The sequence below is a fragment of the Brucella pseudogrignonensis genome (genome assembly GCF_032190615.1).
In the GTDB taxonomy this organism is placed as follows: domain Bacteria; phylum Pseudomonadota; class Alphaproteobacteria; order Rhizobiales; family Rhizobiaceae; genus Brucella; species Brucella pseudogrignonensis_B.
Map to the genome: position 1 here is coordinate 1175676 of NZ_JAVLAT010000002.1, position 15956 is coordinate 1191631.

Here is a 15956-nt window from a genome sequence, read left to right on the forward strand (position 1 = left end):
GCAGGGTAAATCCTGTCACAGTGGCAATAAATATCGAAACTTGTTTCTCTTTCCGTAAGGCTAATCTACCGGTAGCTCTCTGCGCGACCAATCCTTCTTAGGGATAGGGTCACCAATCGCATATTGAAACGACGAAACCGCCATGTCTTTTGGATTAACTTCGCAATTGAAATCAAGGTCGTACCACTTTGCATGACTTCTGAAGGCACCATCCGACATCTTCAAACGCGTCTCTGTCAGCGTCCCACCTGTGCGTGCCATCATATCGGGAATAATATCAGGCCGATTATGCCGGATTTGCTCCAATGCCTCTATTCCGCAAACTTGAATGACCCGATCCTTAGGAGAAAGCTTTCCCAAAGCCTGTTTGACATGTGGGTTTGAAAGCGCGTCCTTCGAATAAATTTTCCTGGCTTTGGTCATCTGCACTTCTTGCTTCGCCAAATTGGCTACACTCACAGACGATTTTTCAGTGCTGAGAATTGGATCAGTGGCAGATGATTTATTCTGATTAGGCTCGGTTTCACCTTGCGTCGGTTGAGGTGCTTCTTTGCCCTCTTGGTCGGATGGCTTGGCAGGCTCAATCTTGGTGTTTTCTTTCTCTTCGTTTGCAGCAGTTTCAAAAGCCTTCTGTTCAGATGCGGCTCTGGCAGCATCATCCGACTTATCCGGCTGTTTCTCAGCCGGTGCCAAGGGTGGTGGCGGAACGAGTTCGACCTTTACATCTTCCGGCTGGACAGAATGCGTTGACACCGGAAAGGTGATCAATAGAAGCGCGAGCACGGCACCATGCAGTCCGACCGAAACAACGCCACCCAAAACTGTGTCTTTGTCCACCACCAATGACGATCTCTTCATTTCAGTAAAATTTGAAACTGCTTAAAATGATGCGCGTCTCAACCAAAATGAAACATGAAACAATTTCGCTTGAAAAGCATCCCTTTTCCTAACGCCATCAAGGTCACGCGCTGTGAAAACGGAGAACAGAGATTGCCTTAATACATAGACTTTGCAAAAAGGCTTAAACATCCGCACGGGCAATTTCCGCCATGCAATACATAGCCCAGCGCTGCTCAAAGAAAGTGATTTTTCATGATTGTTATAGACAAACACATACAACAGAAAATCAGCTTCGCTTTCGGTGCAATGCTCTTGAACACTTCGCCAGTCTATTCGCAGGTTACATCAACAATTCAGACACCGCCAGCTTCGGCTGTTGCTGCACTCTCGAGTGAAAAATCTTTGCATGAGCTCGCTTTGGCCAATCTCGTTGGTTCAAACTGTGAAATCAACGATGTCACAAAAGGTGATGCGGCACTGATCGGCGGAACGGCACAAGCCGTGGCAAGCCACATGAATCTGACTATGGACGTTTACATTAGCAACTACGTTCAGCCGGCAATGATGAAGCTTGCCACTCCAAATGCATGCGAAGAGCATGAGCCGATGACGAGCGACGTCTTGCAGAATATAAAAGATTTAGGCGGAACAGTATTAGACTGATTAAGAGAACTTGCTTACATCTTGAAATAAAAAAACATTCACAGCTTTTGACATGAAAGATGTTATATAATGTACGAGAAGCGTACCACTCCGCCAATAAGCCATAGCCGTTTCGTTGAACGAATGATGAAACATGTTTTTTATGTGATAGTGGTCATGCTTATCTCAGTGGCGTTCGGTGCGATTGGCTTTATTATTTTTGAAGGTCTGGGACTTGAAGATGCAATACTGCATTCAACCTTCATTCTCAGTGGTTTTGGGTTGATCAGTGTTCCTGCAAGCACGGCAGGCAAAATGTTCGCTGGAATATATGGCCTTTACGCCAATATTTTTTTCCTGGCGGGCTTCAGCATTATGTTTGCGCCGATCATTCACCGCATATTGCACAAAATGCATGCGGATGATTTCTGAACCCAATGCAGCGGAACTGATTTTCTCCTTCCGGCCTTATTAAAGAAATTTCCTTCTTGCCAAACACTTCCCTTGCATAGATCATGGTTAATTATGTGTTGTCGTATTTCGTGAGGAGATATTCGATACGGCACGTACATGGCGAGCTTTTACGGCTCTTTTAACCGCATTTGCGGAGTCTTGTATTGCAGTTTCCGTAAGTGCCTGAAGCTAATCATATTGGAAGAGAGGAAACAGAAATGTCTAGTTTGCTGCCCCCACTTCATAACGGTCATGCACCGATCTATTTGCATCACGCATTTCAGAACGCAATTGATGCCTACGAAGACTGGAATTTGGAAACAGCGGAGCCGGTCGTCGCAATCAATGGAAAGATCACGCGCATCAGCGTGGTTTTCCGGCGACTATGGAATTGTACTGATATTGTCCCGCGTCATACGCTCGAAGCGTTGAGGGATATCGTTCCGTCAAACCTTATTCATGCCGAACGCTGGAAAGACAGCGCTACATTTGCCGAAGCTGCCCATCTTATGCGGACAGCACTTGAATGGCGCAAGGCACGACGGGTCCCTGCCGTCTACTAAGACAAAATAACTGATGCCGCGGGCGGGATTGAACCCGCCCGTTTCCAATCTACTCTTTAATTCAAAGCTTGCGGAAACGCACACGCGCGCTGCGTTCAATTGCTGCCACAGTCAACTCATCCAGCGTCCAGCGATCACGCAACATCTGCAAAAATTCGAGTTCTTCCTGCTCGACATGAAGGTCAGCCGCCGCCACTTCAACAGCGAGCGCGTAAGCCGTGTCGTAGAGCTTTTCCGGCAAGGCATCATGTGCGAGGTCAAGAATACGTTCCAGGCCATCGTCATAAGAAAGCATTTCCAGACAATCACTGGCGAGCTTAGGCAATCGCGCGGCATCAAAGCCCTGAAAAACCGGCAAGCGCGACACCACATTGCTGATCGAGGCCAGCTCTGCATCGGTCATCGACGTATCTGCGGCGGAAGTCGTCACCATGATGTAAACGAGTGCGTCTTGAGGTGAAATGTTTTTCATCGAATGCTCCTGCATCGTTCAACCGGAATCATAGTTTCGGCTAATTTTGAAGAAAATTAGGGAGCATGTAAGGTTTACGCAAGGAAATTCGGACGTAATCATCGTGGCAAAGATTGACGTCCAAGCTCCGCCGCGCCATAGAGCAATGGTACATAACCGTGCAAAAAATTTCATCAAACAAAGCCCTTCACAGGACATCAGGATAAAATCATGACTTCGCACCGTCTTCCCGAAATTACGCTGACCCCGGAACTGACCGCGGCGGCTGCGGAAGCGAAATCGTGGCCCTTTGAAGAGGCGCGGAAAATCCTTAAGCGGTACGAGAAGACCGGTCTCCCTGAAACGGTGATCTTTGAAACCGGCTATGGACCATCGGGCCTGCCGCATATCGGCACGTTCGGCGAAGTTGCGCGCACCTCGATGGTCCGCCACGCGTTCCGCATCCTGACAGAAGACAAGGTCAAGACGCGCCTGATCTGCTTCTCCGACGATCTCGACGGGATGCGCAAAATCCCCGACAATGTGCCGGACAAGGCAGCCCTTGAGCCATATCTGCAATTGCCACTTTCAGCCGTACCAAACCCATTTGGCGGCGAATACAAGAGCTTTGCCGAGCATAATAACGCAATGCTCTGCCGTTTCCTCGATACCTTTGGGTTCGATTACGAATTCGCAAGTGCGACCGACTATTACAAGTCGGGCAAGTTCGATGCTGTGTTGCTAAAAGCTGTCGAGCGTTATGACGACATCATGAAAGTGATGCTTCCTACACTCGGTGAAGAGCGTCAGGCGACCTATAGCCCGTTCCTGCCAATCTCACCGAAGTCTGGCCGCGTGCTCTACGTGCCGATGAAGAGTGTGGATGCCAAGGCTGGCACTATTACTTTTGACGATGAGGACGGCGTTGAAACCACGCTGCCCGTCACCGGCGGCAATGTGAAGCTGCAATGGAAGCCGGATTTCGGCATGCGCTGGGCAGCGCTGGGCGTTGATTTCGAAATGTTCGGCAAGGATCACCAGACCAATGCGGGCATTTACGACCGCATCTGTGAAATTCTTGGTGGCCGTGCGCCAGAGCATTTCGTCTATGAACTCTTCCTTGATCAGCTTGGCCAGAAGATTTCAAAATCAAAGGGCAATGGCATCGCGATTGACGAATGGCTGGCCTATGCGCCAACTGAAAGCCTTGCACTTTACAATTTCCAGAAGCCCAAGACCGCGAAGAAGCTCTATTTCGACGTGATCCCGAAGGCGGTGGACGAATATTTCACCTATCTTTCGGCTTATAACCGTCAGGAGTGGAAAGACCGTCTGAACAATCCGGTCTGGCATATCCATTACGGCAACCCGCCAAAGGTTGAACTGCCGGTTACATTCGCGCTGATGCTCAATCTGGTGAGCGCGTCCAATGCAGAAAACCCAAGCGTTCTCTGGGGCTTTATCTCGCGCCATGTGCCAGGTGTTACGCCGGAAAACAATCCGGAACTTGACGCGCTCGTTGGCTATGCGATCCGCTACTTCAATGATTTTGTCAAACCGACCAAGCAGTTCCGCGCCCCAGACGATGTGGAGCGCGCAGCACTTGAAGGCCTTGATGCCAAGCTTGCGACGCTGCCTGCAGGTACTGATGGCACTGACATTCAGAACTCAATTCTGGACGTTGCCCGCGCAATCGAGCGCTATCAGGACCACACTAAGAAGAGCCCTGAAGGCGGCCCCGGCGTATCAGTCTCCTTCTTCCAGATGCTTTATGAAGTGCTGATCGGTCAGGAACGCGGTCCACGCTTTGGTTCCTTTGTTGCCCTCTATGGCATTGATGAAACCCGCGCACTTGTTCAGAAGGCGCTTGCTGGCACATTGTCATAACCGGCCAAGAATTCGAAAAATGCCCTGCGTTGACCAATCAGCGCAGGGCATTTTTATTTATATCATCTTCCATTCTAATTGAAGCTAAGCAAAGGAGAAGACCTCCAATGTCCAACACGCGCCTTCCGAAAACCATTTCACAGTTTTAGGGCGCGATCTAGTTTTGCGGCGCCGGTGGGAATTCTCCATCAAGCTGCTGTGGTCGTATCGGTTGATCAGGCGTCGCTGGCGCTTGTATTATTGGCTGATCAACCCCATTACCAAACTCCGGCAACGCGGTTTCAGGCTTATTTCCATAGATTCCAAGTTTGCCGGCTTCTGCTTTTTCACCAGCCTCCTGATAGGCACCACCCGCAACAGCTTCCGCCCAACCATTAGCAACGAGCCACTGCGCTGCATCGTCATTGCCGACAGTGCATTGCGTCGCAATAGCAGCACCACTGTCATCCTTCGGCAGGCGGCACATAATTGCCCGTGCGCGTAACCATTGGCGAAAGGCTGTGCGCGCCTGCATACCGCATGGCCAATTTTCACCCGATGACGACTGGCAGGATTGCTCAACCGGCATAACTTCTATGCCTTGCAAATCGACAATACGCCCCTGACTTTCAAGCCGACCTGCTGCAATTGCAACAGGACGCTGCAAAAGCTGCATTTGCTCACCCTCGTCCACCGAGATGGCAGGAGCAGGTGGCTCCGGTGGCTTTGGCGCGGAGGCTAAGCCAAGATCACTCAAAGGTGGCCGCGCAGGCTCACGCTCAAACCCGCTCTGCCCTGGTTCGCTTTGACCACTCTGACTGGCAGAGTTCTGTTCATTAGTGTTTGGTGCAGCTTCAGGAGCCGGAGCATCTGGCGCTAAAGGATTATCTGCATCTTTGTCGGGTTCGTTATAGTCAAACTGCTCTACGACAATTCCATTGCCCGAACCCGCTTCCACTTTGCTTTCACCGTCGCCGCTTTCGACAACAGTCACCGGGCGATCCAGCGCGCCATAAAACGGTGCAACGAATGCAGCGGCGAGGATGGCTCCAGTAAGACTGGCTAAACTACCGAAAACAATCCGTGCATTACTCTTACGAGGCGGCTTGGTCATTACTGGCTGGCCCACAGAATGCGTGCGACCCACTCAACATCTTTCATTTCAAAAGCGCGGTTCGGAAATTCAGGATTGAACGAATGCAATTCGATCGTACGTGGTGTCTGGCGATGCAATATTTTAGCCATTACCTCTCCTTCTTTCGTGCGAACGACGACGCGGTCACCACGGCGAACCGCTGCATTGGGTGCTACCACCAGCGTATCGCCGTCGCGATAGAGCGGCAACATCGAGTCACCAGAAACTTCCAGAGCATAGACATGATCGTTGGGTGCCGCTGGAAACTGCACGACATCCCAGCCCTGGCCTGCAGGGAAACCGGCATCATCAAAATATCCGCCACCACCTGCTTCTGCCATGCCAAGCAGCGGAATTGCGCTTGGTTCCTGCAAATACTCACCATAATTCGGCGTCGAATTTTCACCACGAATGAGCCGGGTAAATTCATCAAATGTTGCCCCGGTGGCTTCCATCACCTTGGCAAGTGACTCTGTTGAAGGCCAACGCGCACGACCATCTGATGCATATCGCTTGGATTTGTTAAAGGTCGTTGGATCAAGCCCTGCACGACGCGCAAGACCGGACGCACTTAAAGAACTGCGCTCTGCCAAGGCATCAATCGCAGCCCATACGCTATCGTGAGAAAACATTGCCAAAACCTACGAAAGAGGATTTTAAACCTAATTACCTAACATATATTGTGGCAAACTTAACAGAATTCCTAAAACGACGCAAGATGTGCGATTTTGCAGGTAAATTTTCTTATACATAGACGAAACGCGCAACATTGGAATGTCGCGCGTTTCTCGTTTCAGACAAAATTTATACGTTAAGCGGCTTTCTTCGCTTCACTTTTATACGGATTGAAGCGCTGGTAAAAGCTTTCGCCATTCTCTGCCATATCGGCAAGCAGCTTTGGTGCCTTGAACTGCTGGCCGTATTTGCGCTGCAACTCCTTGGCAAGCTTGACGAACTTCTTAGCTCCCATGCCGTCGATATATGACAGTGTGCCGCCAGTATAAGGTGCAAAACCAAAGGCCAGAATGGAGCCGACATCGGCTTCACGCGGATCAGTGACAATGCCCTCTTCCATAACGCGCGCAGCTTCCAGAGCAATCGTCACGAGGAAGCGCTCTTTCAGTTCCTTCACGTCAATTTTATCCGGGTTCTGCTGCGGATAGAGGTCTTTCAAACCGGCCCAGAGATGCTTCTTGGCAGGCTTGGCTGGGTATTCGTAGAAGCCCTTGCCGTTCTTGCGGCCCTTACGGTCAAACTCATTGACGAGCCTGTCAACCAATTCGACATGGCGCGGATCAACGGCCTTTTCACCAAGATCGGCAAGGGTTGCCTTGAGGATTTTCTGCGAGAGATCAATTGCCGTTTCGTCGTTGAGCGCAAGCGGGCCAACCGGCATACCGGCCATACGGGCGGCATTTTCGATCATCGCAGCAGGAACACCTTCAACGAGCATGTTGTAGGCTTCCGACATATAACGCAGCACGCAGCGATTGACGTAGAAACCGCGCGTGTCGTTGACGACAATTGGCGTCTTTTTGATCGCACGAACATAATCAAGGGCTACGGCCAATGCCTTGTCGGACGTCTTCTTGCCCAGAATCACTTCCACCAGCATCATCTTATCGACTGGCGAGAAGAAGTGGATGCCGATGAAATTCTTCGGACGCTTGGAGACTTTCGCAAGGCCAGTGATTGGCAAGGTCGAGGTATTGGACGCAAAGACTGCAGAAGTTTTCAGCACTTCCTCAGCTTTTTCGGTCGCCACGCGCTTGACTTCGCGGTCCTCGAACACGGCTTCAATCACCAGATCAGTACCTTCGAGCAGCGCATAGTCAGGCGTTGCAGTGATGAGCGACAGGAGCTTTTCCTTGTCGGCTTCCGTCGCGCGGCCCTTCTGCATTTCCTTGGTGATAAGATCAGCCGTATGGGCCTTGCCCTTATCGGCAGATTCCTGATCCCGATCGATCAGCACCACCGGAATGCCAGCTTTGGCCGTCACATAAGCGATACCTGCGCCCATGAAGCCCGCACCAATGACGCCGATCTTCTTGAACTTGGTTGGCTTTTCATCGGCTGGACGACGCGCGCCCTTGTTCAATTCCTGCAACGATACGAACAGCGAACGGATCATCATGCCCGCTTCGGTCGTCTGGAGAATTTCGGTGAAGTAGCGCTGTTCGATCTTAAGGCCGGTATCGAATGGAACCAGAAGGCCTTCATATACCGATTTCAGGATAGCGAGTGCCGCCGGATAATTGCCCGACGTTTCACGGCGCAGAATGGCGGTTGCAGCAGGCCAGAGATTTGCACCAGCAGCCGAATAAATAGCTCCGCCCGGCAGCTTGAAGCCTTTTTCATCCCATGGCTGAACCGGCTTGAGACCACCCTTAATAAGCTTCTTGGCGGTTTCAACGAGCTTCTTGGCAGGTGCGACTTCAGTAACAAGACCCATTGCCTTGGCGCGCTGCGCTGTCAGGCTTGAGCCAGTCGTCATCATCTGCAAAGCGTCCTGCTGGTTGGCAAGGCGTGGCACACGCTGCGTACCGCCAGCGCCCGGAAACAGGCCGACTTTCACTTCCGGCAGACCCATTTTCACGCCCGGCGCGTCGGATGCAACACGGGCATGACAAGCGAGCGACATTTCAAATGCGCCGCCCATGCAGGTGCCATTGATGGCTGAAACCCATGGCTTGCCCGAGGTTTCCAGCTTGCGGAACAGTCCGCCCATACGACCTACATTGTCGAACAGTGACTGGACAGCAGCCTGCTTGTCCTTTGCCTTTTGCTTCTGGAATTCCTTGAACATGCCTTCGAGCATGGTCAGGTCTGCTCCGCCGGAGAACGTGTCTTTGCCCGACGTGATGACCACGCCCTTGACCTTTTCGTCGGCAGTCGTCGCGTCGATGATGGCGTTCAGTTCCTGCATCGCCTCGACGGTGAAAACATTCATCGACTTTTCGGGCATGTCCCATGTGACGAGAGCGATGCCATCGGTGTCGGTTTCAACTTTGAAATTTACGTAAGCCATTGTTTAAACCTCCCTTTACACGCGCTCGATGATCGTGGCCGTACCCATACCAGCACCGATGCACAAAGTGACCAGCGCGGTGTTTAGGTCGCGGCGTTCCAATTCATCCAGCACCGTGCCAAGGATCATCGCGCCGGTTGCACCCAGCGGGTGGCCAAGCGCAATCGCGCCGCCATTGACGTTGATCTTGTCGTGCGGAATGTCAAAGGCCTGCATGTAACGCAGAACCACGGCAGCGAAGGCTTCGTTCAACTCGAACAGATCGATGTCCGAGAGCTTCATCTTGGCCTGCTTCAGAAGCTTTTCCGTTACATCAACCGGGCCAGTCAGCATAAGGGCTGGTTCAGAGCCGATATTGGCAAAAGCACGGATACGCGCACGCGGCTTGATGTCAAAGGCTTTTCCGGCCTTTTTCGAGCCAACAAGAACACCAGCTGCGCCATCAACGATACCAGACGAATTACCGGCATGGTGAACGTGATTGATGGTTTCTACTTCCGGGTGTGCCTGAATGCCAACAGCATTGAAGCCGCCCATTTCGCCCGGCATCACAAAGGATGGGTTGAGCTGGCCAAGCGCCTGCATATCAGTGCCGGGACGCATATGCTCATCATGGTCAAGAATGGTGAGGCCGTTCTGATCCTTGATCGGAATGACCGAATTTTTGAAATAACCTTTTTCCCACGATTTTGCAGCGCGCTTCTGGCTTTCGACAGCATAGGCATCAACATCATCACGCGAAAAGCCGTATTTCGTGGCAATCAGATCAGCCGACACGCCCTGCGGCATAAAAAAGCCCGGAAAGCCAACGGATGGATCCATGTACCAGGCACCGCCCGACATGCCCATGCCGACGCGGGACATGCTTTCAACGCCACCGGCAATCACCAGATCGTCGGCACCGAACGCAACCTTGGCTGCAGCCAGATTGATGGCATCGAGACCAGATGCGCAGAAGCGCGAAATCTGAATGCCGGGAGCCTTGAAATCATAACCGGCCTCGAAGGCAGCAGATTTTGGAATGACAGCCCCCGCTTCGCCGACAGGATCGACGCAGCCGAAAATGATGTCATCGACCTTTGCCGTGTCGATGCCGTTGCGGTCGCGCAAGGATTCCAGAACCTTCGCGCCCAGACGAACGGCAGGCACTTCATGCAGACTACCGTCTTTCTTGCCACGTCCGCGTGGTGTGCGCACGTGATCGTAAATATAAGCCTCAGCCATTTTTTCTCCTTCCCGCTAAGTTCGAAAACGTAGCCTGATCTCTAACTCAAAATGCGTCTGCGTTAAGCGCCATCATGCTCTCTGCACCCGACTGTATGCGCGCGAGATGAGCCACACTTTCCGGCATGATCCGCTCGAAATAGTAGCGAGCCGTGACAAGCTTTGCTTCAAGATAAGCCTTGTTGCCCTCGCCCGCAGCCAGCTTTTCTTCGGCAACCTTTGCCATCCGCGCCCACATGTAACCAAGCGCCACCAGACCAAACAGATGCATGTAATCATTCGATGCTGCACCCGCATTGTCTGGCTTTGCCATCGCGTTCTGCATCAGCCACATGGTTGCGGCCTGAAGATCGTTGACGCCCTTCTTCAGATGCTTTGTGAAAAATGAGAGCTTTTCATTTTCGCGATTGGTTTCGCAGAACTCACCCACTTCCTTGAAGAAAGCCGTGATCGCACGACCACCATTCAGCGCCAGCTTGCGGCCAACCAGATCAAGTGCCTGAATGCCGTTAGCACCTTCATAGATCATAGCAATACGCGCATCGCGCACGTATTGGCTCATGCCATGTTCTTCGATATAGCCGTGACCGCCAAACACCTGCTGCGCCATGACAGCATGTTCAAAACCCTTGTCGGTCAGAACGCCTTTCAGCACAGGTGTAAGCAGGCCAACGAGATCGTCTGCAGCCTGACGCTCTGCTTCATCGCCGGAACGATGGGCAATATCGGAGTTCAACGCAGTCCAGAGGATAAGCGCGCGACCGGCTTCATTGAAGGCGCGGATATTCATAAGGTTACGGCGGATATCGGGGTGTACGATGATCGGGTCTGCCTTCTTGTCAGGTGCTGCTGCACCTGAAAGGGCACGGCCCTGAATACGCTCACGCGCATAGATCGCAGCGTTCTGATAAGCGGTTTCCGCAATCGAAAGACCCTGCAAAGCCACGCCAAGACGCGCTTCATTCATCATGGTGAACATGGCGCGTAGACCCTTATGGGCCTCGCCGATCAGGAAGCCGGTCGCATCGTCATAGTTCATCACACAGGTTGCATTGCCATGGATACCCATCTTTTCTTCGATGGAGCCACAGGACACGCCATTGCGTTCGCCAGGATTCCCATCGGCATCCAGGACGAACTTCGGTACGATGAACAGCGAAATACCTTTCACGCCTTCAGGTGCACCGTCAATACGAGCCAACACCAGATGGATGATATTTTCCGACATGTCATGTTCGCCAGCAGAGATGAAAATCTTCTGGCCGGAAATCTTGTAGGAACCATCGTCCTGCGGCGTTGCGCTCGTGCGCAAAAGACCCAGATCCGTGCCGCAATGCGGCTCGGTCAGGTTCATGGTGCCGGTCCATGTGCCTTCGACCATCTTTGGCAGATATGTTTCTTTCTGCTCATCCGTACCATGGGTAAGGATCGCAGCAATAGCGCCCTGTGTCAGCCCCGGATACATGGTGAGCGCCATATTGGCAGATGACATATATTCGCCAACGGCTGTATGCAGCAGATATGGAAGCCCCTGCCCGCCATATTGCTCTGGAACCGCAAGACCAAGCCAGCCACCCTCGCGATACTGATCATAGGCTGCTTTGAAACCCTTTGGCGTCTTCACCGAACCATCGGATGCGCGGGCACAACCTTCCTGATCGCCGGTATGATTGACCGGAAACAGCGTACCCTCCGCAAGCTTCGCGCCTTCGGACAGGATCGCTTCGACGACATCGGGTGATGCATCGGCAAAACCCGGCAAATTATTGTAACGCTGATAATTCAGAACGTCATTGAGAACGAAATTTGTATCCTCAACTGGCGCGCGATAACTCGGCATCGAAATCCTCCAAAGCATTTACCAAATCAGCTCCGCATCAAGCGGCACAGGCTCCCACCCGCATGTAAAACGTTACCTATGTGCACTGTGTCACACGGAACGCTCAAATGCGTGACAGCATATCCTCTTCACAAAAATGGGGCCTAAAACTCGAAAAAATAGCCATTTTTGCTCAATTTAAAGCACTAATTGTTCAAAGATCAAAGAAAGCGCTTCAATTCCGCGATCACCTTAACCGACTTTGACGTTTCCGTAAACGTCAAAATATGTTTAAACAAAGCCAAGCGTTTCGCTCGCTATTGAGCCGGTAAAGGAGTCGTCAGTCTGGCTGCGGCCTATGCATGGCAAACTTTCAAAGCTGCCTACTATGGCGGATGATTCTCAAAAGGCCGTAAGAGGGCCTTAAAGCCGCTTTTAGACTGCCTTTAAAGGCCGCTTAAAAATCTTGATTAGTCTAATAACCAGCGTCAAAATGTCAGGAACGAGCGACACGCTACAACCGGCTTATGTATCAAAACTACATGCTAAGTCATTAATTTTAAGGAAAACAAGCGCTTAAGAGCGACTTATGGCGGAGGGGGTGTCTGTCGAATGGATTCGACCATCACTTTGAAATAAATTACTAATAAAGAAAATAATTATTTTTATTACACACAAATATATACGCAAAATAATTGTCTTTATCTTCAAATAAAAAATTGATTATGGTTTGAATTCCAATCTCGAACAAAAAATCAAACATGCATCTAAGTCTTAAATATAATATATTTACTCCGTTATGGCCATAACAAAACACTTTTTTGATCGGATTTTATTATGATTTTCTTTTTAGAAAAACAAAATTACCAGTTCTCTTCATTATTGCTATCTAATCAATAAAAAGGCTTTTCATTAGTCTACCGGCATCCATTTTCAGCTATCGTCGTCGGAATAATTACGCTGTGCTTCAGATGGCTACGGTTGTTGAACGAAGCAAACTATTTAAGCGTGGTATGTCAATCGGCGTTTAAACGGGGCTCTGACGCAATCTCGATGACATCAGGGCGCTCCTACAATACGTGCCTCAAGCAAATCGAGTTTCCCGCGGCCGTACATCTGACGCTTGATGAGTTTCAGTTTCGTGATCTGGCCCTCTGTCTGGCCGTTCGACCATATTGAAATTATTGCGTTTTGAACCGCTGCTCTGTCGCGGATAATGCCATTGGCGAATGATGCGACTAGACTTCTTGCCGCGCGGTCGAGCCATGCTTCCAGATCACCCCTGGACTTGCTGCGCAGCATGTTGTGAAAGCTCTCGATGATATCTCTAGCCTCGACAAGGTCCGGTAATCGCTCCTCGATTGCAGCAACCGTCATCGCTTGAGCCTTGGTCAATTTGTTGCGTTCAAGTGTCATCAGGCGGACGATGGTGCGTGCTGCCGGCGCGTGGCCGAGCCCGTTTTCGGCTTTTTCGGCTCGCCTTCGTCGTGTCGCCCATTCTGTAACGACACGAAGACCGCCACCAAACCCGGCCAAGCGAAGCTGCCGCCAGAGTTCAGCGCCGTTTCGTGATCCGGCATCCCTTTGCGCTTCAAGCCACGGCAGGTGTGGTTCGAGCGAAGTGTGCCGGACCCGGAAGATGTCGGTTCGTTGACCACGAACAACGCTGCGAACCAGCTTTCGGCTGTGTCCGGTTCTGCGTACAATTTCCTTGATAGGCACGCCTTCGTCGACGAGCCCACGAATGACAGAGTTTGCCTCTTCGCGTCGCAGATATCCCTCGTATTGTAGCCGCTCGGCAGCAGTCAGAAGCTTGGGATTTACGGTTGCTGTGCCGACTGCCATGCGGACCTGTCGCATCGACTTGCGCACGGCGTCGAGAAAGGCGTGGCTGGCATTTTCCATCAGATGCCAGCGGTCGGCGACTTGATCCGCATGTGGCAGGGCTTGTGAAGTAGCCTGCGCATAGCCGCCACCGCGATCGCGTGCGACGATCTCGATCTGCGGCTGCTGGATTAGCCAGGCCTTGGCAGTCGCCGCTTCCCGGTCGGGGAGCAAGGCGATTGTTTTTCGCCGCTCAAGGTCGCAAATGATTGTGCCATATTGGTGATTGCGACGCCACGCCCAGTCATCGATGCCGATAACACTCGGCGGTGGTGGAGGCGGCCGATCATACCGGCGAACGGTTCGAAGCAGCGTGTCGTTGCTAACCGGAAACCCGAGACGATTTGCGAACCGTGCCGCTGGGCGACCACCCAATGCCAAAGCCAGATGGTGCACCAAGTTGTCCAGGCGTGCTGTCCGGCGCGCCAGAGGTCGGACTATGTTGTCACCGAAACGTTCCGCGAAAATCTTTCGGCGGCATTGGTTGGCACTACAGACGAAGCGTCGGACGGTCAGATGCAGTTCGATCCTCCGGCCTGCACACGGCAGATCGCAAATTATCCGAAGATAGCGACTATGAACACGACGGGAGGTCGTACCGCATTCGGGGCATCGGCAATCGCGCGACTGACCATATGCCGAAACGACGATTGCATCGGATCTTTGATGTACAGCCTCCACGGTCAACTCGGCAGGGATCAGATCGGAAAGTCGAAACTGGGCTCGCATGGCACTGATTCTCCTTCAGAAACCAAGCTAATAGAACCCAAAACATCATCGAGAATGAGTCAGACCCCCGTTTGGATGCCGATAACCCCTCAAATGGGGTCCTTATTCCATGCTTAATGACAGTCACCCCGCAAGCCAGATAGACCCGTACATTTCCTGAAGGCCCGATCATGATGCTTCCACACAGGCGATCAACGATGCCAGTGTCTTCCGCTCAATATCAGAAGGAACTTTCAAACCTCGACCGTTGCGCAGCACAATCTCGATAGATACGCGTCTCGGCTCGGTCGGAAGCGACCGCTCCAGTGCTTCCTCATCAAGCAGTTGCACACGGATGAATGATGAGGGTGCATCGAATGGACTGAGTACTCTGCGCCATAAACGGATCTGGGCAGGGTAAATATCATGGCGGCGGGCAACATCCCCAATACGCACGCCTGGCTGATCCGCTTCAGCCAATATCTCCAGCTTGGCTGCTTTAGACCATCGCCGTCTTCGCTCAACGCCCGAAATAATTTCCATGCGAGCCATGCCAACCTCTAAGTTCTGGTATTAATGTCAGCACCAATGCTGGTTCTAATGCCAGAACATCGCCCAAATGGCGCCATTAGCAAAATCCACTCACCGGACGCTCACAGTTGACCCGCTATGAAATAGAAACGCCCCAGCACCAATGTCCGGTGCCTTGAGGTGTCGACTTATACAGTGGATTGGACATTGCGCAGATCTATACGACGCGGTGGTTTTAAAAGGATTGGCCAGAATGTTGCCCTGAATATTTATCACTCTCACGAGTCTTTGCACGAGGCAGCGACAAATTTAAGCCTTCTCGCTGCAACTGTTGCCAGACATTCCTTACGAAATAGATCTGGAAAGCCTCACTAAGCAATCTGGCGAACCTCATTTTTCAAAAGCAATATCAATTCGTTCACGAGCAGATAGGCGATCCACGTCGTTGTGCTTGGCAGTCCCGTCATTATAACTTGTCATAGAAATCTGAAGCAGTTTGCAGATCTGCTCGACCCGGAGCGGCGTTCTTCGATGAAACATTGCTTACACCGGGGCCGAGATTCTCAAGACAATAAACGTCGAGGATTTGCGTGAAATCGCACGCGTCCAACGGAGCTAACGATTCTCTCTTTACAGAGCCTTCATTCTCCCCCGCCAAGTCATTTGAAAAACCTACGCGTATATGAAGTAAATTGACTTTAGAGCAGTCGATACAAAATGTGAAACGAACAGTGCTCCTCTCACATAGTTAAATACATCCCGCAGCTTTCTCTTAAAAGCCTGGATTCCCGCCAAGCCAAATTCCTCAATGA

At 51.5% G+C, this 15956-nt stretch carries 13 protein-coding genes; 4 read left to right on the plus strand and 9 right to left on the minus strand.

Going from position 1 to position 15956, the window contains the following annotated elements:
* Positions 1–60 precede the first annotated feature (60 nt).
* Positions 61–840 (minus strand): DUF930 domain-containing protein, encoded by a 780-nt coding sequence (locus tag RI570_RS16755; RefSeq protein WP_313829760.1) that lies wholly within the window; start codon positions 838–840, stop codon positions 61–63.
* 312 nt (positions 841–1152) lie between these two features.
* Between RI570_RS16755 and RI570_RS16760 the strand changes: the two genes are divergently transcribed.
* From RI570_RS16760 to RI570_RS16770, 3 genes are all read left to right on the plus strand, one after another.
* The gene (locus tag RI570_RS16760; RefSeq protein WP_313829762.1) at positions 1153–1503 is read left to right on the plus strand and encodes a hypothetical protein; all 351 of its coding nucleotides are present in this window, start codon (positions 1153–1155) and stop codon (positions 1501–1503) included.
* Between the two features lie 69 nt (positions 1504–1572).
* A complete protein-coding gene (locus RI570_RS16765) occupies positions 1573–1914 on the plus strand; it encodes a hypothetical protein (RefSeq protein WP_313829763.1) in 342 nt (113 codons plus the stop codon).
* 239 nt (positions 1915–2153) lie between these two features.
* Positions 2154–2498 carry a hypothetical protein gene (locus RI570_RS16770; RefSeq protein WP_313829764.1) on the plus strand — a complete coding sequence of 115 codons (345 nt, stop codon included), beginning with the start codon at positions 2154–2156 and terminating at the stop codon, positions 2496–2498.
* A 61-nt stretch (positions 2499–2559) separates the two neighbouring features.
* On the opposite strand, the gene RI570_RS16775 is transcribed toward RI570_RS16770, so the two are convergent.
* On the minus strand, positions 2560–2970 hold the full coding sequence (locus tag RI570_RS16775) for a tellurite resistance TerB family protein (protein ID WP_313829765.1): 411 nt from the start codon (positions 2968–2970) through the stop codon (positions 2560–2562).
* Between the two features lie 210 nt (positions 2971–3180).
* On the opposite strand from RI570_RS16775, the gene RI570_RS16780 reads away from it, so the two are divergent.
* Positions 3181–4836 carry a lysine--tRNA ligase gene (locus RI570_RS16780; RefSeq protein WP_313829766.1) on the plus strand — a complete coding sequence of 552 codons (1656 nt, stop codon included), beginning with the start codon at positions 3181–3183 and terminating at the stop codon, positions 4834–4836.
* 157 nt (positions 4837–4993) lie between these two features.
* On the opposite strand, the gene RI570_RS16785 is transcribed toward RI570_RS16780, so the two are convergent.
* The 7 genes from RI570_RS16785 to tnpA all read right to left on the minus strand — a co-directional run bounded on the left by RI570_RS16785 (position 4994) and on the right by tnpA (position 15165).
* Positions 4994–5929 carry a thermonuclease family protein gene (locus tag RI570_RS16785; protein ID WP_313829767.1) on the minus strand — a complete coding sequence of 312 codons (936 nt, stop codon included), beginning with the start codon at positions 5927–5929 and terminating at the stop codon, positions 4994–4996.
* Positions 5929–6582 carry a helix-turn-helix transcriptional regulator gene (locus tag RI570_RS16790; RefSeq protein WP_313829768.1) on the minus strand — a complete coding sequence of 218 codons (654 nt, stop codon included), beginning with the start codon at positions 6580–6582 and terminating at the stop codon, positions 5929–5931. The genes RI570_RS16785 and RI570_RS16790 overlap by 1 nt, the downstream gene beginning before the upstream one ends.
* A gap of 179 nt (positions 6583–6761) precedes the next feature.
* Positions 6762–8978 (minus strand): 3-hydroxyacyl-CoA dehydrogenase NAD-binding domain-containing protein, encoded by a 2217-nt coding sequence (locus tag RI570_RS16795; RefSeq protein WP_313829770.1) that lies wholly within the window; start codon positions 8976–8978, stop codon positions 6762–6764.
* 15 nt (positions 8979–8993) lie between these two features.
* Complete coding sequence (locus RI570_RS16800; protein ID WP_313829771.1) at positions 8994–10202, minus strand: acetyl-CoA C-acetyltransferase; 1209 nt, start codon at positions 10200–10202, stop codon at positions 8994–8996.
* 46 nt (positions 10203–10248) lie between these two features.
* On the minus strand, positions 10249–12042 hold the full coding sequence (locus RI570_RS16805) for an acyl-CoA dehydrogenase C-terminal domain-containing protein (protein ID WP_313829773.1): 1794 nt from the start codon (positions 12040–12042) through the stop codon (positions 10249–10251).
* A gap of 1038 nt (positions 12043–13080) precedes the next feature.
* Entirely contained in the window at positions 13081–14634 is a 1554-nt protein-coding gene (locus RI570_RS16810) for an ISL3 family transposase (RefSeq protein WP_313829774.1), read from the minus strand.
* Between the two features lie 168 nt (positions 14635–14802).
* Positions 14803–15165 (minus strand): IS66-like element accessory protein TnpA, encoded by a 363-nt coding sequence (gene tnpA / locus RI570_RS16815; protein ID WP_313829775.1) that lies wholly within the window; start codon positions 15163–15165, stop codon positions 14803–14805.
* Positions 15166–15956 lie beyond the last annotated feature (791 nt).